The organism is Spirillospora sp. NPDC029432 (genome assembly GCF_040703975.1).
GTDB lineage: Bacteria > Actinomycetota > Actinomycetes > Streptosporangiales > Streptosporangiaceae > Spirillospora.
Window position 1 is genome coordinate 54,729 of the sequence record NZ_JBEZWH010000035.1, and the last position, 23,853, is coordinate 78,581.

A 23,853-nucleotide genomic window follows, 5' to 3' on the forward strand; every position below is an offset into this window, starting at 1 on the left:
ATGCGGGATGTCAGTCCCGCCAGGTCACCAGGGCGTCCAGGGCCTCGACCCGGGAGCCCCGGACGAGCAGCGGGTTGATCTCCAGGGACTCCAGCCGCTCCCCCAGCCCGGCCGCCAGCCGGCCCACCCGCGCGACCACCTCCGCCACCGCGTCCAGGTCGGCCGGCTCGCCGCCGCGCGCGCCGCGCAGCACGGCCGCGCCGCGCAGCTCCTCCAGCGCCCGCCGGATCTCCGGGGCGTCCGCGGGCAGCGGCCGCAGCGCGGAGTCGTCGAGCACCTCCACCCACACGCCGCCCAGCGCGACCGCGAGCACCGGGCCCCAGGCCGGGTCGCGGACGACCCCGACGAGCAGTTCGGTCCCGGCCTCGCGCTGCGGCTGGACGAGCGTCGCGGCCGCGCCGAGCCCCGCCTCCGCCGCGGCGGCGAGCAGCTCCGCGTGCGCCGCGCGCACCTCGGTGGCCGTGCGCAGGCCGAGCCGGACGCCGCCGATGTCGCTCTTGTGCGCGAGGCCGTCGGCCGCGAGCTTGAGGACGGCCGGGTAGCCGTGCCGTTCCGCGGCCGCGGCGGCGGCTCCGGCGTCGGCCGCGAGCGTGCCCGGCACGACGGGGACGCCGTTGTCCGCCAGCAGCCGCGCGGCGCGGTGCTCGGCCCAGACGCCGCCGGGCTCGCCGGGCCCGCCGCGCACGACGGGCTCGGGCGGCGCGGCCGGCGGCGGTTCCGCGAGCGCGCGGGACCGGTGCCGCGACCATGCCACGGCCGCCCCGAGCGCCCGCATCCCGTGCTCGATCCCGCCCACCACGTGCGGGTACCCGGTGGTCTCCTGGACGGTCCGGCCGAACGCGGTGACGTCCAGCGGCACGTTGCTCATCAGCACGGTCGGCAGCGGGAACGCGGCGATGCGGCGGGCGTTCTCCTCGTACAGGCGCAGCACCGGCGCCGGGTCCGGGGGCGCGGAACGCGGCAGGTCGGAGAGGCCGACGACGGCGTCGATGCCCGGGTCCGTCGCGACGATCTCCATGGCGCGGCCGAGGAGCGTGCGGTCGACGACGACGTACCCGGTCACGTCCAGCGGGTTCTGCGGGGTCGCGAAGGCGGGCAGGATCTCCTCCAGCCGCGCCACGGTGGCGGGCGCCAGCGGCGGGAGCAGCAGCCCCTCCTCCTCGGCCCGGTCGGCGATGATCTCGCAGGCGCCGCCGGACGGGGTGACCACCCCGAGCCGCGGGCCGGGGAGCGGGCCGGTCGCGGCGAGCAGCCCGGCGGTGACGATCAGGTCCTCCAGCGAGCCGACCCGCAGCACCCCGAGCCGCCGGAACGCCGCGTCCACCACGGCGTCGTCGCCGACCAGCGCGCCGGTGTGCGCCCGCGCGGCGCGCGAGGCGACCGCGCTGCGCCCGATCTTCAGCGCCACGACGGGCTTGCCCGCCTCCAGCGCGCGCCGGGCGGCCCGTGCGAACTCGGCGGGCCGCCGCACCGACTCCAGGAACAGCGCGATCACCCGGGTGGCCGGGTCGTCCACCAGGTGGTCGATCACGTCGGTGACCGTCACGCCGGTCTCGTTGCCCATGGCCGTCAGGAGGCTGATGCCCACGTTTCGGGCCTGCGCGTACGCCAGGACCGAGGTGGCCAGCGCGCCGCTCTGCAGCACCACCCCGACCGAGCCGGCGACGAGCGGTTCGGGGATGGGCAGCCCGTACGGCGTCGCGCCCGCGGCGGCGTTGATGTAGCCGTTGCCGTTGGGGCCGAGCAGGGTCAGCCCGTGGCGGCGGGCGAGCGCGGCGATCTCCTCCTCGCGCCGGCGGCCCTCCTCGCCCGTCTCGCCGAACCCGGCGGTGAGCACCACGTAGTTGCGGATCCCGCGGCCCGCCCCCTCCTCCAGCACGCCGGCGACGGCCGCGGTCGGGACCATGACGTACGCGAGGTCGACCGGTTCGGTGATGTCGGACAGGCTCTTGGCGGCGGGCTCGCCGTGCACCGTCCCGCCGCGCGGGTTCACCAGGTGGACGCGCCCCGCGAACCCGTGCCTGCGCAGGTTGGCGAACGTGCTGCGCGACCAGCCGGACTTGTCGGTCGCGCCCACCAGGGCGATGGAACGGGGCTCGAACAGCTCGCGCAGCCGCGCGCTCCCGGTCATCCGGCCTCGCCTTCGGCGGTACGGGTGAAGTACGGCAGGCCGAGGTCGCCGGCGACCGCGGTGATGTCGAGGCGGACGCGGTCGCCGATGGCCGGCCGGCCGGGGCCGGTGATCCGGGTCATCATCCGGACGCCCTCGTCCAGGTCGACCAGCGCGACCGTGAACGGCGCCTGCTCCGCGAACTCCCCGAAGGCGCGGTGCGCGACGGTGAACGAGTAGATCGTCCCGAGGCCGGAGGCGGCGTACCAGGCAAGGTCGGCCCCGAAGCAGTGCGGGCACACCGCCCGCGGGTAGAAGACCGTGCGGCCGCAGCCGCCGCAGCGCTGCAACCGCAGTTCCCCGGCGGCCAGGCCGTCCCAGTACGGGGCGGTGTCGGCGTCGGGTACGGGCCGGATCGTCACCGGTGCCTCCCGAGGATGACGGTGGACGTGGACGACAGCACCCCGCCGGTGCCGTGCACCAGCGCGAGCTCGGCGCCCGGCACCTGGCGGTCGCCGCATTCGCCGCGCAGCTGCCGGGCCGCCTCGATGAGCAGGAAGATCCCGTACATGCCGGGATGGGTGTACGACAGCCCGCCGCCGTTGGTGTTCATCGGGAACGCGCCGCCCGGCGCGGTGCGGCCGCCGGACACGAAGTCGCCGGACTCGCCGGGCTTGCAGAAGCCGAGCGACTCCAGGGTGAGCAGGACGGTGATGGTGAACGAGTCGTAGATCTCGGACACGTCGATGTCGTCCAGCCCCACCCCGGCCATCGCGAGGGCCGCCGGGCCCGACCGCGCGGCGCCCGTCACGGTCAGGTCGGGCATGTTGGAGATGGTGGCGTGGGTGTGGGTCTCGCCGTGGCCGAGCACCTCGACCGGGACGGTGGCCACGTCCGCGAACCGGTCCTCGGCGGCGACGACCACCGCGCCGCCGCCGTCGGTGACCAGGCAGCAGTCCAGCTTGCGCAGCGGCTCGCAGATCATCGGCGAGTCCAGCACGTCCGCGACCGTTAGCGGGTCGCGGTACGGGGCGCGCGGGTCGAGCCGGGCCCACTCGCGGGCGGCGACGGCGACCTCGGCGAGCTGCTCGGGCGTGGTGCCGTACTCGTGCATGTGCCGCATCGCCGCCAGCGCGTACGCCCCGACGGGCTGCGGGAGCCCGAACGGCGCCTCGAACTGCGCGGTCAGGTCGGCGGGCCGCGGCCGGCCGCGGGACCGCTGGGTTCGCTGCGTGCTGCCGTAGGTGATCAGCGCGACGTCGATCAGCCCGGCCTCGATCGCCGCGGCGGCGTGGCCGACATGGGCCTCGAACGACGAGCCGCCGATGTTGGTGGAGTCGGTGTGGCGCGGCTGGATCCCCAGGTATTCGGCGAGCGTCATCGTCGGCGCCCAGCCCCAGGCGCCGGCGGTGAACAGGGCGTCCACGTCGGCGCGGTCCAGCCCGGCCTCGGCGAGCGCGTCGCGGGCGGCGAGCGCCTGCTGGGACAGGACGGTCAGGTGCGGGGTCCTGCCGATGTCGGACTCGGCGACCCCGACGATCGCCGCCCGCCGGCGCCTGGTGCGGCGGGCGCGGCCCGCGCTCATTCGCCGATCCCGCCGAGCCGCACGTGGCCCTTGATCAGGTTGCGGGCGATGGTGCGGCGCTGGATCTCGTCGGTGCCCTCGAAGATCCGCAGCAGCCGCAGCTCGCGGTACCACCGTTCGATGGGCAGCTCCTTGGTGTAGCCCATGCCGCCGTGGATCTGCAGGACGCGGTCGACGACCTGGTTGGCCATCACGGCGCCGTGCAGCTTGGCGATGGACGAGGCGTGCCGCGCGTCCCGGCCCTGCTGGACCTGCCAGGCGGCGTGCAGGGTGAGCCACTTGGCCGCCTCGATCTCCACCTGGGAGTCGGCGATCATCCACTGGATCGCCTGGTACTCGGCGATCGGATGGCCCATGGACTTGCGGATGCGCGCGTAGTCGACCGCCATCTGCAGCATCCGCTCGGCGGAGCCGATCGCGCGGGCGGGGATCATGAAGCGGCCCTGGCCGATCCAGCGCATCGCCAGCTCGAAGCCCCGGCCGACCTCGCCCAGCACGTTCTCGTCCGGGACGCGGACGTCCTCGAAGACCAGCGCGGCCGGGCCCCACTGGCCCATGGTCGGGATCGGCTCGGACTTCCAGCCCATGTCGCGGTCGGCGAGGAAGCAGGTCACGCCGCCGTCCGCGCCCTTGCCGGGGTCGGTCACCGCGAACACCATGACGAAGTCGGCCTCGTTGCCGCCGGTGATGAACGTCTTCTCGCCGTTGATCACCCAGTCGCCGCCGTCGCGGACGGCGCGCGTCCGGATGTTGCGGGCGTCCGATCCGGCGCCGGGCTCGGTGATGGCGAAGCAGGACCGCCGCTCGCCCTCGATGGTGGGGATCAGGTAGCGGCGCTTCTGCTCGTCGTTCCCGGCGTACAGGATGTTGTCGGCCGAGCCGCCGAAGCTGAACGGGACGAACGTCCGCCCCGTCTCCATCGCCAGGATCGCCGACATGACGGCGCCGAGGTTCATGCCGCCGTACTCCTCGGGGGTGTTCACGCCCCAGAACCCGGCCTGGCGGGCCTTGGCGCGCAGCTCGCGCAGCACGTCCGGGTCCAGGCCGGGGCCGCCGGAGCGCTCGCTGCGCAGCACGTCCGGTTCGAGGGGCATCACCTCGCGCTCGACGAACGCGCGCACGGTGTCGCGGATCTGCCGTTCCTCGTCGGTGAGGGAGAAGTCCACCATGGTCGTCGCTCCGTTCGTTAGGAGAGAGTCAGGAGGAAGAAGAGTCAGGAGGAAGAGGAGGTGGGGCGGACGCGGGCGCGGCCGCGGTCGATGACGACGGTCCCGTCGGCCTTGGCGGTCTGGAAGAGGACCGTCTCGCCGTCCTGCCACATCGCGACGGTCAGCTCCTCGCCCGGGTACACGGGGCTGCTGAACCGGCCCGACATCGCGGCGAACCGGGCCGGGTCGGAGCCGGCGGCGGCGTGCAGGAGGGCCCGGCCTGTCACGCCGTACGTGCACAGGCCGTGCAGGATGGGCCGGTCGAACCCGGCGCGGGCGGCGAAGGCCGGGTCGGAGTGCAGCGGGTTGCGGTCCCCGGTGAGCCGGTAGATCAGCGCCTGCTCGGGCCGGGTCGGGCAGGTGACCAGATGGTCCGGTTTCCGGTCGGGGCGGCGCCACTCGTCGCGCGGCCCCCGGTCGCCGCCGAAGCCGCCCTCGCCGCGGATGAACGCCGAGCTGCGCGCGTCCACGACCCGCTCGCCGGTCTCGGGGTCGGCGGCGGCGGACTCGGTGACGACGAGCGCGCCGCTCCCCTTGTCGTGGATGCCGGTCACGGTCGTGGTGACGCGCACCGCGCCGGACGGCGGCAGCGGGCGGTGCAGCTCGAACGACTGCTCGGCGTGGACGAGCATCGCCGGATCGAAGTCGCCCAGCCTGCGGCGGGCCGCGGCGCGCGCCGCGAGCACGGCGAAGGTCGGCAGCACGCGCTGCGGCACGCCCGCCGAGTTCTCGGTGGTGAACGCCAGCTCGCGCGCGGGGTCGCCAAGTCCCGCGCCCACCGCGAGCGCGTACAGGAGGGTGTCGGCGGACGTCCATTCGCGCAGCACGGGCTCGGACGGCACGCCGACGAGGGTGTGGTCGAGGCTCACTTCGGCTCCTCCGGGGTCACCCCGTCGGTCAGGACGTTCGGGCGGGCCTTCGCCAGGAGGGCGGGCACGACGTCGCCCAGCTCGTGCGGCTCCCAGCGGGCGCCCTTGTCGGCCGAGGGCCCGGCCCGCCAGCCCTCCGCCACGCTGATCGTGCCGCCGCGGACGTTGAAGACCCGGCCGGTGACGTCGCGGGCCTCCGGGCTCGCCAGCCACACCACCAGCGGCGCGATGTTCCCGGGGTCGGCCTGGTCGAAGCCTTCCGGCCGCTCGCGTCCGCTGATGAGGTTCTCGGTCATCCGGGTCAGCGCCGCCGGCGCCACGGCGTTGACGGTCACGCCGTACCGGCGCAGCTCGCGGGCCGCGATCACGGTGAGGGAGGCGATCCCGGCCTTGGCGGCGCCGTAGTTGCCCTGGCCGGGATTGCCGTAGATGCCGGAGGACGAGCTGGTGTTGACGACCCGGGCGTCGACGGCGTGCCCGGCCTTGTGCCGCTCCCGCCAGTAGGCGGCGGCGTGCCGGAGCGGCGCGAACGTTCCCCGGAGGTGGACGCGGACGACGTCGTCCCACTCGTCCGCGGTCATGTTGACGAGCATCCGGTCGCGCAGGATGCCGGCGTTGTTGACGAGGACGTGGAGGTCGCCGAACCGCTCGACGGCCGACTCCACCATGCGCCGGGCGGCCTCGAAGTCGGAGACGTCGGTGCCGTCGGCGACGGCCTCGCCGCCCATCGCCCTGATCTCCTCGACGACCTCCCCGGCGGGGCCGGCCGAGGAGCCGGTGCCGTCCACCTCGGCGCCCAGGTCGTTGACGACCACTCTGGCCCCGTGCCGGGCGAACGCCAGCGCGTGCTCGCGGCCGATGCCGCGGGCCGCGCCGGTCACGATGACGACTCTTCCATCGGCGAGCGCGGACATGTCGTTCCCTCCCACTCTGGACGAAACAGACTTTAGAAAGAGCTTCTAGAATTTCCTTCTAAAGCAATGTGCTCCGCGTCACCCGCCGGTGTCAAGACCTCGTACGCCCGACCTCCGCCATCTCGAAGTCGGCCTTGGCGGCCCCGCAGTCGGGGCACGCCCAGTCGTCGGGAACGTCCGCCCATCGGGTGCGCGGTGGGATGCCCTCCTCGGGCCAGCCCTCGGCCTCGTCGTAGACGAAGCCGCAGACGGCGCACTCCCAGATCCGGTACTCGCCCATCGCTCAGACCCTCTCGAAATCGATCTTCTCTCGGACGCCGCAGTCGGGGCAGGCCCAGTCGTCGGGAACGCCGGCCCACGGCGTGCCGGCCGGGAAGCCCTCGCGGGGGTCGCCGGACTCCTCGGCGTACTCGTAACCGCAGACCGGGCAGCGGTAGGTCATGCCGCACCCCCGGCCCCGGTCGCGGCCCCGGCGGCGGGCGGGATGGCGCCGTACCGCGCATGCCGTCCCGGCTGGACGTTGGCCAGGCTCGCGTCACCGCCGTAGTGGGCGAGGACGCGCCCGTCCATCACGCGCCGCCACAGCGGCGGGACGAACACCAGCCGCGCCAGCACCAGGTAGCCGCCGGGCAGCCGCGGCGCCTCGTCGAAGTGCCGCAGCGCCTGGTAGCGGCGGGTGGGGTTGGCGTGGTGGTCGCTGTGCCGCTGCAGGTGGTACAGCAGGATGTTGGAGGCGATGCTGTTGCTGTTCCAGGAATGCCGGGGCGCGCACCGCTCGTACCGCCCGCCCGGAGTCTTCTGCCGCAGCAGCCCGTAGTGCTCCAGGTAGTTGATGACCTCCAGCAGCGTGAAGCCGATCACCGCCTGCGCCAGCAGGTACGGGGCGATCCCGATGCCGAACGCCGCCATCAGCCCGCCGTACAGGACGACCGTCATCGCCCAGGCGTTCAGGACGTCGTTGCGCGGCGTCCAGGGGCCGCGGCCCGTCCGCGCCAGCCGCGCCCTCTCCAGCCGCCAGGCCGACCGCAGGCTCCCCCGGACCGTGCGCGGCCAGAAGCGGTAGAAGCTCTCGCCGAGGCGGGCGCTGGCCGGGTCCTCCGGGGTCGCGACGCGGACGTGGTGGCCGCGGTTGTGCTCGATGTAGAAGTGCCCGTACGCGGTCTGCGCCAGCGTGACCTTCGACAGCCAGCGCTCGGCCCGCTCCTTCTTGTGCCCCAGCTCGTGCGCGGTGTTGATGCCGATCCCGCCGACGTTGGCGATCGTCAGGGTGAGCCCGAGCTTCCCGAGCAGCGACATGTCCCCGCGCGACCACATCCAGCAGGCCAGCACCAGCCCCGCGTACTGGAGCGGGATGTACAGGTACACGCACCAGCGGTAGTACCTCCGCTCCTCCAGCCATCCCAGGACGCTCTCGGGCGGGTTGCCGGAGTCCTCGCCGAGCGCCTTGTCGAGCACGGGCCCGATCACGCCCAGGATCAGCCCGCCGGTGAACCACAGGACGTCCCAGCCGGTGAGCGCGACCAGCCCCCACGCCAGGAACGGCGACAGCGGGACGACCAGCCCGAGGATCCACAGGTGCTTCTTCTTGTCGGTCCAGGTCACGTGCGTGACGCCGGCGCTCGCCGTTTCCATGACACCTCCGCGTTCCGGGCGACACCGTCCCGGCCACCATGACACGAGACGTACGGCGTATACAAGATTTATGCCGTACGTTCTTGGCCGGGCCGGTGCGGCCGATACGCTCTACCCGTGGCGAAGACCCCGGCCGGCCCCGTCGAACGGCGGCCCCTGACGCGCGACCGGATCGTCCGGACGTCCATCGCGATCATCGAGCGGGACGGCGCCCGGGCGCTGTCCATGCGCAAGATCGCCGCCGAGCTCGGGGTCGGGGTGATGTCGCTCTACAACCACGTGCCCAACAAGGACGCGCTGCTGGAGGCCGTGGCCGAGTCCGTCCTCGCCGGGCTGGACGTCCCCGAGGCCGAGGCCAACCCCGGCCGGGACTGGAGGCTCAACGCCCGCGCCATGGTCGGGGCGTTCCGCGCGACCGCGCGCCGCCATCCGCGCAGCATGCACCTGGTGCTGACCGGCCGGAGCGGCCAGCTGTTCGGGCGGCGGACGGCGGAGCGGGCGCTGGCGCTGTTCGAGGCCGCCGGGTTCGACGCGGCGACCTCGGTGCGCGCGCTGCGGGCGCTCATGTCGTACGTGATGGGCGCCCAGATGATGGAGGGCGGCGCCCTCCGGATGCCGCACGGCCTGCCGTCCGGCAACGCGGACGCGCTGCTGGAGGTGGACCCCGGCGAGATCCCCCACGTCATCGCCCTGGCCGACGAGCTGGTGCTGGACGACCACGAGGCGGACTTCGAATGCGGGCTGGAGATGCTGCTCGCCGCGCTCGACCGGCTCCCCCGCGCGGCAGGGCCCGCCGCCAACTGACCACCCACTGACCGCCCGCCGACCGCCGCCCGGCGGCGGGTCAGGTCGCGCGCCGCCCCATCTCCTCGACCGAGGACAGGAACAGGTCGAGGCCGAACTCGAAGTCGCCGTCGGGGTCCTGCCGCGTCAGCGCGTCCGGGCCGCCCGGCTCCGCGTCCGGTTCGCGCAGCAGCTTGCTGAGCCCGGCCTCGCGCAGCTGGAAGCCCAGCGTGTACGCCATCAGCGCGCGCATCACGCGGACCGAGGCCGGGCCGTCCAGACCGGCCCGGGCGCACAGGGAGAGGGCGCGCTCGATCGCGCGCAGCCCCACCGGGATCCCGCTCTTGCTCGCCACCACCAGCGACATGCAGCGCGGGTACTCCTCGGCGGTCCGGCGGAACGCCCGCACCAGGTCGCGCGCCCCCGAGCGCCAGTCCGCGGGCTCGGCCGCGGGCAGCTCCAGGGTGCTCATCACGTACTCGGCGATGCCTCTGACCAGCGCGTCCTTGTTGGGCACATGGTTGTACATCGCCATCGCCGTCACGCCCAGCTCGGCGGCCACCGCGCGCATCGACAGCGCCTGCGGGCCCTCGCGCTCGACCAGGCCGACGGCGGTGTGCACGATGAGGTCGCGGGTGAGCACGACCCGCATCACCGGTTCCGGCGCGCGCTTGGGCATGCCGCAAAGTGTACGCAGGCGCCGCCGGCCCCGGGCCCGGCCGGCGGGCGCTCAGCCGACGCGGAGCGGGAGCGTGCGCGGCCCGCGGACCTGCCCCGCCGCCCACGTCACCGCGGCCGGGTCGTCCAGGGTGAACGAGGGGTAGCGCTCCAGCCAGACCTCCAGGGCGACGCGCAGCTCCATCCGCGCCAGGTGGGAGCCGACGCAGCGGTGGATGCCGAGGCCGAACGCCGCGTGCCGGTTCACCTCACGGTCGATCACGACCTCGCCGGCCCGCTCGAACTGCGCCGGGTCGCGGTTGGCCGCCGGGAACGACAGCAGCACCCAGTCGTCGGCCTTCATCTCCACGCCGTTCCAGGTCATGTCCTCCTTGACCAGCCGCGCCATCGTGACCGGCGCGTAGGCGCGCAGGAACTCCTCCATCGCGGTCGGCAGCAGCGCGGGATCGGCGACGAGGCGCTCCCGGTCGGCGGACGTCCCGGCCAGGTGCCACAGCGACGCGCCGATCGCGCTCCACGTCGTGTCGATCCCCGCGATGAGCAGCAGCGCCATCGTGCCCGCCACATGGGACGGCTCCAGCTTGCGGCCGTACAGCTCGGCGTCGATCAGGTACGTCGTGAGGTCGTCGCGCGGCTCGGTGACATGGTCGCGGATCTGCGCGAGGAGGTAGTCGAACAGCCGCCCCATGCGCTCCATCCGCTCCTCGGGCGGCCGGTTGATCCCCTCTAGCGCGTTCTCCACGAACTCCCGGAACCGCGGCCCGTCCTCCGGCGGGAAGCCCAGCATGTCCGCGATGACCCGCATCGGGATGTGCTGGGCGTAGTCGCGGGCCGCGTCGACCACGTCCCGGCCCGCGAAGCCGTCGATCAGCGAGTGGCAGAACGCCCGCGTCGCCGGCTCCAGCCGCCCCACCGCCGACTTCGTGAACGCCGGCAGCAGGATCCTGCGCGCGTCGCGGTGGAACGGCGGGTCGGACGAGATCGGCGGGACGCCGCCGACCGGGGCGACCTCGCGCGGCGGCCGGAAGTTGCTCATGATGATCGACCGGGAGCTGAACCGGTCGGTGTCGTAGGCGATCGCCGCGACGTCCTCGTACCGGGTGGGCAGCCAGCCGCCGCCGAACCGGCCGGTGCGCGCGATCGGGCAGCGCTCGCGCAGGTCGTCCTGGATCGGGTACGGGTCGGCGGCCCACTCCTCCTCCATGTGGGAGAAGTCGGTCGCCCAGTCCGCGACCGGTCCGGTGACGATCTCGCTGCGGGTGCCGTCCGGCCGGTCCTCCTGCATCTCGCGGAAGTCCCGGACGAAGCGCTCGTCGGCGGTCATCTCACCCCTCCTGCCCTTCCTTGAGGACGTCGACGGCGCGTTCCGGGCAGTTGGCCACCGCCCGGCGCGCGCCGTTCTCCCCGCCCGGCGGGACGACCCCGCCGTCCAGGACGGTCCCGTAGCCCTCCTCGTCCTCGCCGAACAGCTCGGGCGCCAGGTCGTAGCAGCGGCCGTGGCCCTGGCAGCGCCCGGTGTCGATCCGCACCTTCACGGCGTTCCTCCCGTCCGTACCGGAGGGCCGGCCGGGGCCAGCGCCTCCACGACGCGGGCCAGCAGCGCGGCCCACTCCTCCTCGCCGACCGCGTGCATGTCGGGGGTGACCAGCGCGCTGCCCATCGCCAGCAGGAAGCAGAAATGGGCGAGCGCGTCCGGCGACAGCGCCGGGTCCAGCTCGCCCGCGCTCTGGGCCGCCGCCACGAGCCCGGCCATCCAGCCCGCCCGCTCCCCCATGTAGTCGCGCATCGGCCCGGCCACGTCCTCGTCCCGCCGCGCCGCGACCAGCGCCTCCACGATGAGGTGGCCGCCGGCGTCCCGGCGGCGCGGCAGCCACCGGCCGATGACCAGCAGCAGCTCGGTGATCGGCCGGTCCGGCTCGGCGGCGAGCATGTCGGCGAGCATCCGCCGCCCGTGCACGCGCAGCGCCGCCACCAGCAGCTCGCCCTTGGAGCCGAAGTGGGCGTACAGCGCGCCGTTGCTCACGCCGGCCGCCGCCGCGATGTCGGCCACGCGCGTCCCGTCGTACCCGCGCCGGGCGAAGGCGTCGGCGGCCGCGCGCAGCAGCCGTTCGCGCGTCTCGGCGGCGGTCACGCCCGCGATGCGGCCCATCACCGAATTAAAAGACCGTTCATTTGACGGGTCAAGGGGGCCGGCCCGTGCCCGCCGCCCGAGGCGGTGTCAGGAGCCGCCCAGGATCCCGGCCGCCCAGAGCCGCCGGACGTGCTCGACCAGCGGCGGCCCGAGCGCCCGCAGCGCGTCCGCGTCGTTCTCGGCCACCGCCGGCGTCACCATCGCGCTCGTCGCCGCCACGATCATCCGGCAGGCGAACCTGGCCGCCTCGTCCTCGCCGCCGACCAGCCCGGCCAGCGCCTCGGTGATCGCCTCCTGGATCGCGCCGCGCCGCCGGATCGCCGCCGGCCCGGCCGCGTACACCTCGACGAGGAACAGCCGCGCGTACGGCAGCTCCGCCGCCAGCGCCGCCAGGTACGCGGTGATCGCCCGCTCGGCCAGCTCCAGCCGGTCGTCCGGCGCGGCCTTGCCGATGACGTCCGCGACCTTCCGCTCGTCCCCGACGTCCCCGGCCAGCCGCTCCAGCAGCAGCTCGCCCGCGCCGTCGAAGGCGGCCATGAAGCAGTCGAGCTTGGAGTCGAACAGCTCGTAGAAGCTCTGCCGCGACACCACCGCGCGCTGGAGCACGTCGGCCACCGACGTGGCCACGTACCCCTTCTCCGCCATGACCTCGGCCATAGCCCTGCACAACCGCGCGCGCTGGATGCGCCGGACCTCCTCGCGCGCCAGCGCATGACGTCCGCGAGGCAACCGGCGGGGCTGTGTTTCCGGCATCAGCCCACTGTAACGATCGTCCGGACGGCGGGCGACCCGCCGGTCACCGCGTCACGCCGCGGGTGCCGGTTCGGTGACGTGGAAGTCGAGCCCCTCGGCCCCGGCGGCGACCTCGACATGGTGGCCCGGCGGCAGGTCGCCGGAGAGCAGCAGGTCGGAGAGGCGGTCGTCGACCTCCCGCTGGATGGTGCGGCGCAGCGGCCGGGCGCCGAACTCGGGCTGGTACCCGCGGCGGGCGAGCCAGTCGACCGCCTCGGTGGCGAACGACACCGAGACGTCCTGGGCGCGCAGGCGGCGCCGGGTCTCGTCCAGCAGGAGATCGGTGATCTGGCGGAGCTGGGTCTCCTCCAGGCGCCGGAAGACGATGATCTCGTCGATCCGGTTGAGGAACTCGGGCCGGAACGACTCGCGCAGCCGCCGCATGATCCGGTCGCTCAGCGCGCTGTCCCGGCCGTCGCCCACCATGCCGAAGCCGATCTCGTTCTGGCCGGTGATCAGGTCGGAGCCCAGATTGCTCGTCATGATCACGACGGTGTTGCGGAAGTCGATCGTCCGGCCCTGGGCGTCGGTGAGCCGGCCGTCGTCGAGCAGCTGGAGGAGGACGTTGAACACGTCCTGGTGGGCCTTCTCGATCTCGTCCAGCAGGATCACCGAGTACGGCTGCCGCCGCACCATCTCGGTCAGCTGGCCGGCCTCCTCGTAGCCGACGTACCCGGGCGGCGCGCCCATCAGGCGGCTGACGGTGTGCCGTTCCTGGAACTCGCTCATGTCGAACCGGATCATCCGGTCGCGGCTGCCGAACAGCGCCTCCGCGAGCGCCTTGGCCAGCTCGGTCTTGCCGACGCCCGTCGGGCCGAGGAACAGGAAGCCGCCGATCGGCCGGTCCGGGTCGCCCATGCCGGCGCGGGACCGCCGGACGGCGCGCGCGACCGCGGCCACGGCGTCGTCCTGGCCGATGACCCGCTCGTGCAGGTGCTCCTCCAGGCGGGACAGCCGCTCGCGCTCGGCCTGGGTCAGCTGCGTCACCGGGACACCGGAGATCCGCGACACCACCTCGGCGATGTCCTCGGCCGTCACCAGCGGCACCGCGGCGGGATGGCCGCTGCCGCGGTGGTCGAGGTCGCTCTCCAGGCGGGCGATCTCGTCGCGCAGCGCGGACGCCTTCTCGTAGTCCTCGTCGGCGACGGCCTGGTCCTTCTCCCGGCGCCGCCGGTCGAGGCGGTCCTCCAGCTCGCGGCGGCCGCCGTCGCGCGAGCCCGACCGCAGCCGCACCCGCGCGCCCGCCTGGTCGACCAGGTCGATCGCCTTGTCCGGCAGGAACCGGTCGGTGAGGTAGCGGCTGGACAGGTCCACCGCGGCGACCAGCGCCTCGTCGGAGTAGCGCACCTGATGGTGGGCCTCGTAGCGGTCCACCAGCCCGCGCAGGATCTCGATGCTGTCGTCGGCGCTCGGCTCCGGGATGAGGATCGGCTGGAACCGGCGCTCCAGCGCGGCGTCCTTCTCGATGTTGCGGCGGTACTCGTCGACGGTGGTCGCGCCCATCACGTGCAGCTCGCCGCGGGCCAGCGACGGCTTGAGCATGTTGCCGGCGCCCATCGCGCCCTCCGCGCCGCCGGCGCCGACGATGGTGTGGATCTCGTCGATGAACACGATCAGCTCGTCGGCGTACTCGCGGATCTCGTCCATGACCTTCTTCAGGCGCTCCTCGAAGTCGCCCCGGTAGCGGGTGCCGGCCACGAGCCCGCCGAGGTCGAGCTGGACGACCCGCTTGCCGCGCAGCGTGTCGGGGACCTCGTCGTCCACGATCCGCTGGGCGAGCCCCTCGGCGATCGACGTCTTGCCCACGCCCGGGTCGCCGATCAGGACGGGGTTGTTCTTGGTGCGCCGGGACAGGACCTCGACGGTCTCCTCGATCTCCCGCTCGCGGCCGATCACCGGGTCGATCCGGCCCTCCCGCGCCAGCTCGGTGAGGTCGCGGCCGAACTCGTCCAGGGTGGGCGTCTCGGACGGGTGGCCGCCGCTCGGCGGCTGCTGCCCGCCACCGCCGCCCCCGCCGGACGCCGCCGACTGGAGCGACTCGGGCGTCACGTGGGCGCCGTCCAGGATGCGGCCCGCGGCGGACCCGCGGTCGAGCGCGAGCGCGAACAGCAGGTGCTCGGGCCCGATGTACGACGACCCCAGCGCGCGCGAGACCTGGTGCGAGTCCAGCAGCGCGCGCTTGGCCGCCGGCGTCAGCTCCGGCGGGACGTCCCGGGGCTCGCCCCGCTGCGCCTCGCCCTCGATCTCCTCCTGGATCGCGTCCGGGTCGGCGCCGGCCCGCCGGAGCCACTGCCGGGTGCCCTGCTGGCGGGTCGCCGCCCACAGCAGGTGGTCGGCGTCCAGGTCGACGCTCCCCCACTGCGCCGCCTGCGCCGCCGCGTCCCGGACGAGATCGCGGGCGGGCTCGCTCATCAGCCGGGCGACGCTGATCCGCTCCATCGGGCGGCGGTGCGCCCGCGCGCCGAAGAACCGCGCGAGCATCTCCTCGAACGGGTCCATGCCTCCGGGGCCTGCGGGCCCGTACCACCCCGATGCCATCTCCGAACCTCCTCGTCGGCGGTCTGTTCAGAGCAACGATCAGGGTGGTGCCCGTCCCGATCCGCCGGAAACACCCAGGTGAACGACCGTGGACCGCGATCAGCGGACGGCGGCCCCCGGTCCGCGCCGGATACCGGACGCCGCCAGGACGGCCCCGGCGAGGCAGAGCGCGCCGGTGACCGCCACGGCCACGTCCACGCCGTTCATGAACGCGTTCCCGCTCGCCTCGACCACCGCCGCCCGCAACTGTGCGGGCATGCCGTCCGCGACGGGGGCGATCCCCATCGCCACGGCGTCCGCCGCCTTCTCCAGGCCGGCCGCGGCGGGCTCCGGCACCCCGGCGCCGGCCAGCTCGCCGGGGAACGTCGCCGCCACCCGGCCGCTGATCAGCGTCACCAGCACGGACGTGCCGAGCGCCCCGCCGATCTGCAGCGCCGTCGCCTGGAGGCCGCCCGCCACGCCGCCGTCCCTGGCGGGCGCGTTGCCGACGATCGCGTCGGACGAGGCGGACAGCACCATGCCGACGCCCAGGCCGAGCGCCGCGAAGGTCGGCCACAGCGCGGCGTACGGGGAGTGCGCGTCCCAGGTCAGCATCCAGAACGACGCGGCGGCCTGCAGCAGCATGCCGGCCGGCATCGCCACCCGCGCGCCGAAGCGCCCGGTCACGGCCGCGCCGAGCGGGGACGCGACCACGGTGGCCAGGCTCAGCGGGAGCGTCCGGACCCCGGCCTCGACGGCCGACAGGCCCCGCACGTTCTGCAGGTAGAGCATCAGGAAGAAGATCACGCCGAGCAGCACGAAGAAGTTGATCGCGGTGACGATCGCGCCGATGGTCAGCGCGGGGCTGCGGAACAGCCGCATCGGCAGCAGCGGGTGCGCCACGCGGGTCTCGTACCAGCCGAAGAGGACCAGCAGCAGCACGCCGCCGGCGAGCGCGCCCAGCGTCCCGCCCGAGGTCCAGCCCCAGGTCTCGCCCTTGACCACGCCGAACACCAGCGCGACCAGGCCGAGCGCGAGGACGGCCACGCCGGGGACGTCGAAGCGGTGGTGGCCGGTGGAGTCCTTGCTCTGCGGCAGCACGAGCGCGCTGACGGCGAGGGTGATCACGCCGATGGGCGCGTTGATGTAGAAGACCCACTCCCAGGTGGCGTGCTCGATGAGCAGGCCGCCGACGATGGGGCCGAGCGCGGTGGAGCAGGCCGCGACCATGCCCCACAGGCCCACGGCCATGCCGAACCGCCGCGGCGGGAAGACCGCGCGGAGCATGCCGAGCGTGTTCGGGATCAGCATCGCGGCGAACAGGCCCTGCACCGCGCGGAAGGCGATGACGCCCTCGACCGTCCCGGCCAGGCCGATCGCGACCGAGGCGACGGTGAACCCGCCGACGCCGATCGCGTAGTAGGTGCGGCGCCCGAACCGGTCGCCGAGCCTGCCGCCCAGGATCAGGAACGCGGCCATCGCGATCAGGTAGGAGTTGGTGACCCACTGCAGGTCGGCGGTGGACGCGCCCAGGTCCTGGCCGATCGCCGGGTTGGCGATCGCGACCACGGACGCGTCCAGGTTGACCATGAACAGGCCGATCGCGACGGCGACGAGCGTCAGCCAGGGGTTGGCGCGGCGGCCCCGCGCGGCCTTCGGGCGGGCGTACGCGGGCAGGCTGGATTGCTCCAGCGTTTCGGACATGGAGATGCCTTGTCTGTACGAGGGGCTTGGAAAGCAGAAGAACGGAGAGCAGAAGAACGGAGAACGGAGGAAACGGAGAAAGCGGTGACGCCCGCGCGATCCATCACGCGCGGAACCGGGCCGTCAACCGCGAGGCGGGCGTCAGGCGAAGGGCGGCGTCAGCCGGAAGGTGGAGTCAGCCGGCGGCGGGGTGGAGCCGGCCGGTCAGTGCGCTCAGCGCGCCGAGCGCGGAGCCGAGGGCGTCCCGCTCGCCGTCGGTGAGGGCGCGCAGGGCGTGCGCGAGGTGGGCTTCCTTGAGCCTCAGGACCTCGGTGAGCCGCTCCCGGGCCGTGGCCGTCGGGTAGAGGTGCGCGACGCGCTTGTCCGCGGTGTCCCGGCGGCGTTCCAGCAGCCCCTGCTCGGTGAGCCGGGCCACCAGGGCGCTGACGTTGTTCGGCTTCATCAGCAGCGCGTCCGCCGCCTCGCGGACCGTGATCCCCTCGCGTTCCTCGACGAGGAGCAGCAGCGCGAGCTGCCCTTCCGGGAGGCGCGGGTGCGGGAACTCCCGGTCCACCCGCCGCTCCAGCGCCCGGTTCAGCGCGGGCAGGACGACCGCGAGCGCGGAGGCGGCGCGGTCGGCGTCCCGCACGGACGCACTGGAACTGGGCATGGCGGAGATAATAGGTATGCAAGGATACCTATGTCAAAATACCTACCTAGCTTCCGCCGGTGCGGGTGAACATCGCGAGATGCCGCTCCAGCTCCGGAAGGGTCTGCCTGGCGAGGCCGACGACCTCCTTGGACCGCCCCTTGGAGATCTCGGTACGGGTCAGGGCGACGGCCTCCTCGTGGGCCGCCGTCATGGCCTCGACGAAGTCCCGGTCGAACAGCCTCCCCTCGCCCTTCTCCAGCGCCTCGTGCTTCTCCTGCTGCTCCGCGGACGCCGTGTGCGGGAGTTCCACCCCGAGCCCCGCCGCGGTCGCCGCGAGCCGCTGGTCGAGCCGGCGGTGCTCGTTCACCAGCATCGTGCCGAGCGACCGGATCTCCCCGGTGCTGCCCTTGCGCGCCGCCAGCCCGCCCGCCTCGATCTCGGCCAGGTTGGCCTCGTGGGCCTTCTCCAGCCACGTCTCGTCCTGCGGCGAGACCCGCTCCGGGAGGCGCGCCTCCATGGCCGGCGGCGCCTTCGACGCGGTCGTGTCCGCGGACTCGGGCGTGGCGTCGCCGCCGGCGCAGCCGACCGGCGCCGCGACCGCGGCGGCGGTGGCCGCCGCGGCGAGGAGCTTTCTCGACATGGTTCCCCCCGAACGATGCGCATCGTCACCCCTGCACTACCCCCCGAGCCCGCCCCCATCCCGGGGCGCTACCCGCCGATGCCGGTGAGGGCCACCATCAGCGGCAGCGCGAAGATGATGAGCAGGGCGCCGAAGACGTCGAAGCCGAACCCGGACCGGATCATGGTGGTGATGGGGACGACGCCGGAGCCGTACGCGATCGCGTTCTGCGGGGTGGAGACCGGCAGCATGAACCCGAACGAGGCGGCGAAGGTGGCCGCCAGGGCGGGGACGAACGGGTCGACGCCGGCCGCGGTCGCGATGGGGATGACGATGGGCACCACGACCGCGGCCGAGGCGGTGTTGCTGGTGGTCTCGGAGATCACGATGGCCAGCGCGACGGCGAAGGCGGTGATGGCGAACATGCTGGTCAGCCCGAGAGCCTGGGACGCCTCGGTCCCGATGGTCTTGGCCAGCCCGGTGTCGGCCAGCAGCGCGCCGAAGACGATCCCGGTGCCGAACAGCAGGATGGTGCCCCAGTCGATGCGGGCGGCGTCGCTCCAGTCGAGGGTGGTCTCCCGCCTGGCCCAGTTCGTGGGCAGCAGGAACAGCAGGGAGGCGCCGAGCACGGCGACGATGCCCTCGTTGAGCCGGTCACCGATCGTCTCGTAGATCGCCGCGTCGGTGCCGGCCACCAGGGCGACGACGCCTGGGAAGATCCACAGGGTGACGGTGACGGCGAAGGCGACCAGGGTGTTCTTCTCCGCGCGCGACATCCTGCCGAGGCCGGCGCGCTCCTGCCGGACGTACTCCTCCACGCCCTCGATCCGCCGCAGCTCGGGCTTGTTGAGCAGCAGCAGGACGGCGACCAGCACGGCGAACATCACCGCGCACAGCGGGACGGCGGTCATCGTCCACTGGGCGAACGAGATCCGCTCGCCGGTGGCCTCCTCGATCAGCCCGCGGCCGATCAGGTTGGGCGGGCTGCCGACCGGGGTGAGCAGCCCGCCGACGCTGGCGCCGTACGCGAGCATCAGCACCAGCGCGGCGCCGACCCGCAGCCGGGTGGGGTCGAAGTCCTCGGGGACCTGGCCCCGGTCCTGGAGCATCTTGGCGATGACGGTGAGGATGCCGAGCGCGGTGGGCAGCAGCATCGCCACGGTGGCGGTGTTGGACACGAACGCCGACAGCACGCAGGTGATCAGCCCGAAGACGGCGATCAGCCGGAAGGTGGAGCGGCCGACGCCGGGCAGCGACAGGATGAAGAACGCGAAGCGGCGCGCGACGCCGTGCTTGAGCATCGCCTGGGCAAGGATGAACGCCCCGATGAACGTGAAGATCGTGGTGGAGCCGAACGGCTCCAGCGCGTCGTCGGCGGGCACGACGCCGAACACCACGATCGCGCCGACGCCGATCAGCCCGCCGACGGGGATGGGCACCGGCTCGGTGACCCACATGACGATCACGCCGAGCAGGATGCCGGCGAGCGTCTGCTGGGAGGCCGGCATGTCGAGCGGCAGGATCAGGAACGCGGCCGTGACCAGCGGCGCCAGCCACAGGCCGGTGGTGCGGCGGGTGCGCTCGAAGCGCTCCTCCGCCGGGGAGAGCCGCTGCTCCCCCAGGCTGCGGTAGGTGCCCTGCCCGAGCAGGGCGGCGGTCACATCGGTTCTGGTACGCGGCACGGTCTCGTCGGAGGACATCGGACCACTCCCTGGGAGCATCGGCCCGCCGGCACGGCGGGCGCGCGAGTGTGGCACTGGTCACATTTAAGATCCATGCCGCCGCCGTTTCCAGAGGCGGAGCCGTTTCGCCGCCGCGTTCAGAGCAGCCGGACGGTGTCGCCGCGCCGGACGCGGCCGGTCCGCACGACCTGGGCGTAGAGGCCGGCGCAGGGGCGCTCGCCGAATCCGGGGAGCGGCTCGACGCGGTTGTCGCGGGCCGGGACGCGCAGCGCAGCGGTGTCGCGGGGCAGATCGCCGTGTTCGAGGGTCGGGATCGCGCACCGCGGGGTCGGCGCCATCCCGCGGAGCACGACCTCGTCGCCGACGGCCAGGTCCCGGCCGACCCAGCCGTTCTCCTGGTAGCCGGGCCCGGCGGTGCGGACGATCAGGTTGGGCCGGTAGCGGGCGGCCTCGACGCGCCCGCGCGGGCTCGCGGCGCCGATCGCGTCCAGCGTCGCGGTGCCGATCAGGTGGACCGGGGCGAAGTCGACGAACCGGCCGGGCGCCGCCGCACCCACGGCCCCCTCCTCGACGGCCACCTCGGCGGTGACGCCGGCGGCGAGGACCTCGTCCGGCACGGCCCGTTCCAGGGTGGCGCCCTCCGGCGGGACGTCGGTCAGCGCGACCGGCCGGCCGAGCAGGCGCGACAGCACCGCGTCGGCGCCGGTGTCGGTGCTGCGGACGACCTCGCCGCCGGGCAGGACGATCCGCGCGGCGGTGCCGTCCGCCGCGGCCGACATCGTGAGCAGGGACCGCCACAGCCGCGGGTTCTTGGCGCTGGCCACCCGGCCGGTCGCGCGGTCGATCAGCGCCCACCGGCGGTCGCCGTCGATGCCCTGCCCGGCGACATCAGCCTCGGGCGTCTCCTCGCCGAGCATGGACTTGACCGGGTAGCGCCAGAGGCTCTCCAGCGTCCCGAGCGGTTCCGGCATGGCTCCCCCTCCGTCGCGGACTCCGCAGAAGATCGTACGGGCCGTCCGAAACCGGCACGTGGGGCGCTCACCTTCGGGTTAGGATCGGCGAAAGATCATTTCAATATCGAGTGAGGCGTGCATGGCCGACGTGTCCCCCGAGATCGTTCCCACCGGCGTGCCGACCGCCGCACGCGTCTACGACGTCATGCTCAACGGCAAGGACAACTACGCCATCGACCGCGAGGTCGCCGAGGCGAGCCTGGCCATCATGCCGGAGCTGCGCGACATCGCCCTGCACAACCGCGCCATCCTGCACCGGGTCGTCCGGTACCTGGCGGCGGAGGAGGGCGTCACCCAGTTCCTCGACCTGGGGTCCGGGCTGCCGACCGTCCGCAACACCCACGAGGTCGCGCACGAGGTGAACCCGGACGCGCACGTCGTGTACGTGGACATCGACCCGATCGTGCTGGCCCACGGCCGGGCGATCCTGGCCGACAACCCGAACACCACCGTGGTGACCGCCGACATCCGGGACCCGCGCGCGGTGCTGGACGCGCCGGACGTCCGGCGCCTGATCGACTTCTCCAAGCCGGTGTGCGTGATGCTGGTCGGCATCCTGCACCACCTGGCGGACGACGAGAAGCCCGGCCACATCGTCGAGGTGCTGCGGGACGCCGTGCCGAGCGGCTCGTACTTCTTCATCACCAACTTCACCCGCCTCGGCGACGCGCCCGAGTCGGTGGAGCTGGAGCGGCAGCTGCTGGAGCAGCTCGGCAGCGGCCGCGTCCGTACGCCCGCCGAGCTGGCCGCGTTCTTCGACGGCCTCGAGGTGCTGCCGCCCGGCCTGGTCCCGCTGCCCCTGTGGCGGCCGGAGGAGCCGGTCCTGGACGCCAGCACGATCGACGTGCGGTTCATGACCGGAGGCGTCGGCCGGAAGCCCTGATGTAGCGGTTATAAGCGCCTTACACCCCTTACCAATGGTAGGGTGTAAGGCGTGTACATTCCCCTTTCCGATTACAGGACGGGAGCGGCGGTCGCGACCGCGCTCGTCAACACCTCGCCGACCGTGCGCGCCATCGGCGGCGAGGCCCTGCCCGCCCCGGAGGCGCTGGCGGACTTCCTCACCGAGCACGGCGTGCGCGCCTCCGCCTTGGCGGACGGCCGCGCGCCCACAGATGACGACCTCTTCCAGGTGCACCTGCTGCGCCGCGAGGTCCGGGGCGTCATCGAGACCGAGACCGAGGAGCAGGCCGTCGCCGGCGGCACCGTGCTCGCCGGCCGCGCGGGCCTCGCCCCGGTCCTGGAGCGCGACTCCGGCGGCGACTGGCAGTGGTACGTCCCGACCGCGCCGGACGCGCCGCTCGACCGCGAGCTCGCCGCGCTCATCGGGGTCGGGCTGCTCGGCGCCGTGCTGGCGCTCGGCCACGAGCGCTTCCGGCCCTGCGCCGCCCCGGACTGCCGGGGCGTCTTCGTCGACACCAGCCGGGCCGGGCGGCGCCGCTACTGCATGCCCGACCAGTGCGGCAACCGGATCAACGTCGCCAACCACCGCGCCCGCCGGGCCGGGAGCGTGACCCGGTGAGCGCGCCGCCGCTCACCGGAGCCATCCGCCTCCCCGACGGCACCTGGATCCGCGGCCGGGGCCTGCGCGCCCCCGCGCCCGGCGGCCCGCTCCCCGACGCCGGCCTCTACCTCGGCTCCGGCCGCCTCCGCCACCGCCACGAGGCGGCGCTCAACTGGCCGGCGACGTGGCTCGACTGGCCCGACTTCCGCCTCCCGCGCGACCGCGACCTGGCCGTGCGGGAGATCCGGGCGCTGTACGAGCGGGCGCGGGCCGGGGAGGCGGTGGAGGTCGCCTGCGGCGGCGGCGTCGGCCGTACCGGCACCGTCATCGCCTGCCTCGCCGTCCTGGCCGGGACGGCCCCTTCCGAGGCCGTCGCCTGGGCGCGCGAGCACCACCACCGCCGGGCCGTCGAGACGCCGTGGCAGCGCCGCTGGGTGGAGCGCTTCCCGGCCGGGGTCCGGTAGGCCCTAGAAGACCTCGACACCGAACGCTTCGAGAGGCTCGGTCACCGGCTGGAAGAACGTGACGCCGCCGCCCTGGCAGTCGCCCGCGCCGCCGGACACGATCCCGAGCGCGGTGGTCCCGCTGAACAGCGGGCCGCCGCTGTCGCCCGGCTCCGCGCAGACCGTCGTCTGGATCATGCCGGTGACCGTGCCCTCGGGGAAGTTCACGGTCGCGTTCACCGCGGTGACCTCGCCCGTGGAGAGCCGGGTCGTGCTGCCGCTCTTGACGACCTGCTGCCCGACCACCGCCTCGCCGGCCTCGGTGATGTCGCGGGTCTGGCCGTTGTACAGGTTGACCTCGCCCTCCCCCGCGGCGCCCGGCTCCGACTCGACGAGCGCGAAGTCGTCGCCCGGGAAGCTGCTCTCCACGGTGGTGCCGAGCGCCTGGCCGCCCTGCTGGTCGGCGGTCCACTCCCGGACGGCGTTGCCGCAGTGCCCGGCGGTCAGGAAGAAGTCCTGGCCGCCGCGCTTGACGTTGAACGCGAGCGAGCAGCGCGAGCCGCCGCCGAAGATGGCGTCGCCGCCGAGGGCGCGCGTGCTGAGCCGGCCGGGGATGCGCACCATCCGTACCGCGGTGCCCATCTGCCTGGCCGTCCGGCGGGCCGCGGCCATCCGCGTCCCGGTGACCGACGCGTCGGTCCACATCACCACCTGCGAGGTGGCGGGGTCGATCGCCCAGCCGGTGCCGGGCACGCTCCCCATCGACCGCCGCAGCGCGGCCGTGACCCGGGTGAGCGCCGCCGGGCTGCGCCGCGCCATCTTCGGGACGGCGCCCCCGGCCCGCACCGTGGCGGCGTCCGCGGCGCCGGTGACGGTGACGACGGGACGGCCGGCGCCATCGATGTACGCGCCGGACGTGCGGGCCCCGAGCCGGGCGGCGAGCGGTCGGGCCCCGCGTCGACGAGGTCGCCGTCCCCCTGTCCCCCGCCGACCTGCCCGCGGGCGCCGACGACGCGCTCGCCAAGGTCGCCGACAGCG

The 23,853-nt window shown here is 73.9% G+C and carries 25 protein-coding genes; 4 read left to right on the forward strand and 21 right to left on the reverse strand.

Annotated features, from left to right (window positions below):
* Positions 1 to 10: 10 nt before the first annotated feature.
* The 9 genes from AB0881_RS25375 to AB0881_RS25415 all read right to left on the reverse strand — a co-directional run bounded on the left by AB0881_RS25375 (position 11) and on the right by AB0881_RS25415 (position 8,318).
* Positions 11 to 2,131 (reverse strand): acetate--CoA ligase family protein, encoded by a 2,121-nt coding sequence (locus AB0881_RS25375; protein WP_366620557.1) that lies wholly within the window; start codon positions 2,129 to 2,131, stop codon positions 11 to 13.
* Positions 2,128 to 2,532: a Zn-ribbon domain-containing OB-fold protein gene (locus AB0881_RS25380; protein ID WP_366620559.1), complete on the reverse strand. Its 405-nt coding sequence runs from the start codon at positions 2,530 to 2,532 to the stop codon at positions 2,128 to 2,130. Before AB0881_RS25380 ends, AB0881_RS25375 begins: the two co-directional genes overlap by 4 nt.
* A complete protein-coding gene (locus AB0881_RS25385) occupies positions 2,529 to 3,695 on the reverse strand; it encodes an acetyl-CoA acetyltransferase (protein ID WP_366620561.1) in 1,167 nt (388 codons plus the stop codon). Before AB0881_RS25385 ends, AB0881_RS25380 begins: the two co-directional genes overlap by 4 nt.
* On the reverse strand, positions 3,692 to 4,864 hold the full coding sequence (locus AB0881_RS25390) for an acyl-CoA dehydrogenase family protein (protein WP_366620563.1): 1,173 nt from the start codon (positions 4,862 to 4,864) through the stop codon (positions 3,692 to 3,694). The genes AB0881_RS25385 and AB0881_RS25390 overlap by 4 nt, the downstream gene beginning before the upstream one ends.
* Before the next feature lie 44 nt (positions 4,865 to 4,908).
* A complete protein-coding gene (locus AB0881_RS25395; protein ID WP_366620565.1) occupies positions 4,909 to 5,772 on the reverse strand; it encodes a MaoC/PaaZ C-terminal domain-containing protein in 864 nt (287 codons plus the stop codon).
* Positions 5,769 to 6,686, reverse strand: coding sequence for an SDR family oxidoreductase (locus AB0881_RS25400; RefSeq protein ID WP_366620567.1), 918 nt, complete (start codon positions 6,684 to 6,686; stop codon positions 5,769 to 5,771). Before AB0881_RS25400 ends, AB0881_RS25395 begins: the two co-directional genes overlap by 4 nt.
* Before the next feature lie 91 nt (positions 6,687 to 6,777).
* Positions 6,778 to 6,966 (reverse strand): rubredoxin, encoded by a 189-nt coding sequence (locus tag AB0881_RS25405; RefSeq protein ID WP_366620569.1) that lies wholly within the window; start codon positions 6,964 to 6,966, stop codon positions 6,778 to 6,780.
* Between the two features lie 3 nt (positions 6,967 to 6,969).
* Positions 6,970 to 7,128, reverse strand: a complete 159-nt coding sequence (locus AB0881_RS25410) for a rubredoxin (protein WP_366620571.1) — start codon at positions 7,126 to 7,128, stop codon at positions 6,970 to 6,972.
* Complete coding sequence (locus AB0881_RS25415) at positions 7,125 to 8,318, reverse strand: alkane 1-monooxygenase (protein ID WP_366620573.1); 1,194 nt, start codon at positions 8,316 to 8,318, stop codon at positions 7,125 to 7,127. Before AB0881_RS25415 ends, AB0881_RS25410 begins: the two co-directional genes overlap by 4 nt.
* A 117-nt stretch (positions 8,319 to 8,435) precedes the next feature.
* Here AB0881_RS25415 and AB0881_RS25420 point away from each other — a divergent pair, with 117 nt between their 5' ends.
* Positions 8,436 to 9,122, forward strand: a complete 687-nt coding sequence (locus AB0881_RS25420; protein WP_366620575.1) for a TetR/AcrR family transcriptional regulator C-terminal domain-containing protein — start codon at positions 8,436 to 8,438, stop codon at positions 9,120 to 9,122.
* Positions 9,123 to 9,162: 40 nt separating this feature from the next.
* Here AB0881_RS25420 and AB0881_RS25425 read toward each other — a convergent pair whose 3' ends face one another.
* From AB0881_RS25425 to AB0881_RS25475, 11 genes are all read right to left on the reverse strand, one after another.
* Entirely contained in the window at positions 9,163 to 9,780 is a 618-nt protein-coding gene (locus AB0881_RS25425) for a TetR/AcrR family transcriptional regulator C-terminal domain-containing protein (RefSeq protein WP_366620577.1), read from the reverse strand.
* Between the two features lie 51 nt (positions 9,781 to 9,831).
* The gene (locus AB0881_RS25430) at positions 9,832 to 11,103 is read right to left on the reverse strand and encodes a cytochrome P450 (protein WP_366620579.1); all 1,272 of its coding nucleotides are present in this window, start codon (positions 11,101 to 11,103) and stop codon (positions 9,832 to 9,834) included.
* 1 nt (position 11,104) lies between these two features.
* The gene (locus AB0881_RS25435) at positions 11,105 to 11,314 is read right to left on the reverse strand and encodes a ferredoxin (RefSeq protein ID WP_366620581.1); all 210 of its coding nucleotides are present in this window, start codon (positions 11,312 to 11,314) and stop codon (positions 11,105 to 11,107) included.
* Positions 11,311 to 11,928: a TetR/AcrR family transcriptional regulator gene (locus tag AB0881_RS25440; protein WP_366620583.1), complete on the reverse strand. Its 618-nt coding sequence runs from the start codon at positions 11,926 to 11,928 to the stop codon at positions 11,311 to 11,313. Before AB0881_RS25440 ends, AB0881_RS25435 begins: the two co-directional genes overlap by 4 nt.
* Before the next feature lie 69 nt (positions 11,929 to 11,997).
* Complete coding sequence (locus AB0881_RS25445) at positions 11,998 to 12,555, reverse strand: TetR family transcriptional regulator (RefSeq protein WP_366620585.1); 558 nt, start codon at positions 12,553 to 12,555, stop codon at positions 11,998 to 12,000.
* Positions 12,556 to 12,714: 159 nt separating this feature from the next.
* Positions 12,715 to 15,240 carry an ATP-dependent Clp protease ATP-binding subunit gene (locus AB0881_RS25450; RefSeq protein ID WP_366620587.1) on the reverse strand — a complete coding sequence of 842 codons (2,526 nt, stop codon included), beginning with the start codon at positions 15,238 to 15,240 and terminating at the stop codon, positions 12,715 to 12,717.
* A gap of 99 nt (positions 15,241 to 15,339) precedes the next feature.
* Positions 15,340 to 16,923 (reverse strand): DHA2 family efflux MFS transporter permease subunit, encoded by a 1,584-nt coding sequence (locus AB0881_RS25455; protein ID WP_366620589.1) that lies wholly within the window; start codon positions 16,921 to 16,923, stop codon positions 15,340 to 15,342.
* Between the two features lie 175 nt (positions 16,924 to 17,098).
* Positions 17,099 to 17,572, reverse strand: a complete 474-nt coding sequence (locus AB0881_RS25460) for a MarR family transcriptional regulator (protein ID WP_366620591.1) — start codon at positions 17,570 to 17,572, stop codon at positions 17,099 to 17,101.
* 46 nt (positions 17,573 to 17,618) lie between these two features.
* Positions 17,619 to 18,194, reverse strand: a complete 576-nt coding sequence (locus AB0881_RS25465; protein WP_366620593.1) for a DUF4142 domain-containing protein — start codon at positions 18,192 to 18,194, stop codon at positions 17,619 to 17,621.
* Between the two features lie 68 nt (positions 18,195 to 18,262).
* Positions 18,263 to 19,873 carry a DASS family sodium-coupled anion symporter gene (locus AB0881_RS25470; protein WP_366620595.1) on the reverse strand — a complete coding sequence of 537 codons (1,611 nt, stop codon included), beginning with the start codon at positions 19,871 to 19,873 and terminating at the stop codon, positions 18,263 to 18,265.
* 119 nt (positions 19,874 to 19,992) lie between these two features.
* A complete protein-coding gene (locus AB0881_RS25475; RefSeq protein ID WP_366620597.1) occupies positions 19,993 to 20,826 on the reverse strand; it encodes an MOSC N-terminal beta barrel domain-containing protein in 834 nt (277 codons plus the stop codon).
* Positions 20,827 to 20,947: 121 nt separating this feature from the next.
* Here AB0881_RS25475 and AB0881_RS25480 point away from each other — a divergent pair, with 121 nt between their 5' ends.
* Genes AB0881_RS25480 through AB0881_RS25490 form a run of 3 tightly spaced genes read left to right on the forward strand, consistent with a single transcriptional unit; the run spans position 20,948 to position 22,836 of the window.
* Entirely contained in the window at positions 20,948 to 21,751 is an 804-nt protein-coding gene (locus AB0881_RS25480) for an SAM-dependent methyltransferase (RefSeq protein ID WP_366620599.1), read from the forward strand.
* Between the two features lie 51 nt (positions 21,752 to 21,802).
* Positions 21,803 to 22,390: a CGNR zinc finger domain-containing protein gene (locus AB0881_RS25485; protein ID WP_366620601.1), complete on the forward strand. Its 588-nt coding sequence runs from the start codon at positions 21,803 to 21,805 to the stop codon at positions 22,388 to 22,390.
* The gene (locus AB0881_RS25490) at positions 22,387 to 22,836 is read left to right on the forward strand and encodes a protein-tyrosine phosphatase family protein (RefSeq protein WP_366620603.1); all 450 of its coding nucleotides are present in this window, start codon (positions 22,387 to 22,389) and stop codon (positions 22,834 to 22,836) included. The genes AB0881_RS25485 and AB0881_RS25490 overlap by 4 nt, the downstream gene beginning before the upstream one ends.
* Positions 22,837 to 22,839: 3 nt before the next feature.
* Here AB0881_RS25490 and AB0881_RS25495 read toward each other — a convergent pair.
* Positions 22,840 to 23,853 (reverse strand): S1 family peptidase (locus AB0881_RS25495; protein WP_366620605.1); only part of this gene is annotated, 1,014 nt, incomplete at its 5' end.

Excerpts from the sequence above, each read along its gene's own strand:
- AB0881_RS25450 (WP_366620587.1), bottom strand. The coding sequence starts at position 15,240 with ATGGCATCGGGGTGGTACGGGCCCGCAGGCCCCGGAGGCATGGACCCG.
- AB0881_RS25440 (WP_366620583.1), bottom strand. The coding sequence starts at position 11,928 with ATGGGCCGCATCGCGGGCGTGACCGCCGCCGAGACGCGCGAACGGCTG.
- AB0881_RS25470 (WP_366620595.1), bottom strand. The coding sequence starts at position 19,873 with ATGTCCTCCGACGAGACCGTGCCGCGTACCAGAACCGATGTGACCGCC.
- AB0881_RS25455 (WP_366620589.1), bottom strand. The coding sequence starts at position 16,923 with ATGTCCGAAACGCTGGAGCAATCCAGCCTGCCCGCGTACGCCCGCCCG.
- AB0881_RS25390 (WP_366620563.1), bottom strand. The coding sequence starts at position 4,864 with ATGGTGGACTTCTCCCTCACCGACGAGGAACGGCAGATCCGCGACACC.
- AB0881_RS25400 (WP_366620567.1), bottom strand. The coding sequence starts at position 6,686 with ATGTCCGCGCTCGCCGATGGAAGAGTCGTCATCGTGACCGGCGCGGCC.
- AB0881_RS25405 (WP_366620569.1), bottom strand. The coding sequence starts at position 6,966 with ATGGGCGAGTACCGGATCTGGGAGTGCGCCGTCTGCGGCTTCGTCTAC.
- AB0881_RS25480 (WP_366620599.1), top strand. The coding sequence starts at position 20,948 with ATGGCCGACGTGTCCCCCGAGATCGTTCCCACCGGCGTGCCGACCGCC.
- AB0881_RS25475 (WP_366620597.1), bottom strand. The coding sequence starts at position 20,826 with ATGCCGGAACCGCTCGGGACGCTGGAGAGCCTCTGGCGCTACCCGGTC.
- AB0881_RS25385 (WP_366620561.1), bottom strand. The coding sequence starts at position 3,695 with ATGAGCGCGGGCCGCGCCCGCCGCACCAGGCGCCGGCGGGCGGCGATC.
- AB0881_RS25415 (WP_366620573.1), bottom strand. The coding sequence starts at position 8,318 with ATGGAAACGGCGAGCGCCGGCGTCACGCACGTGACCTGGACCGACAAG.
- AB0881_RS25425 (WP_366620577.1), bottom strand. The coding sequence starts at position 9,780 with ATGCCCAAGCGCGCGCCGGAACCGGTGATGCGGGTCGTGCTCACCCGC.
- AB0881_RS25430 (WP_366620579.1), bottom strand. The coding sequence starts at position 11,103 with ATGACCGCCGACGAGCGCTTCGTCCGGGACTTCCGCGAGATGCAGGAG.
- AB0881_RS25460 (WP_366620591.1), bottom strand. The coding sequence starts at position 17,572 with ATGCCCAGTTCCAGTGCGTCCGTGCGGGACGCCGACCGCGCCGCCTCC.
- AB0881_RS25375 (WP_366620557.1), bottom strand. The coding sequence starts at position 2,131 with ATGACCGGGAGCGCGCGGCTGCGCGAGCTGTTCGAGCCCCGTTCCATC.
- AB0881_RS25410 (WP_366620571.1), bottom strand. The coding sequence starts at position 7,128 with ATGACCTACCGCTGCCCGGTCTGCGGTTACGAGTACGCCGAGGAGTCC.
- AB0881_RS25445 (WP_366620585.1), bottom strand. The coding sequence starts at position 12,555 with ATGGCGGAGAAGGGGTACGTGGCCACGTCGGTGGCCGACGTGCTCCAG.
- AB0881_RS25465 (WP_366620593.1), bottom strand. The coding sequence starts at position 18,194 with ATGTCGAGAAAGCTCCTCGCCGCGGCGGCCACCGCCGCCGCGGTCGCG.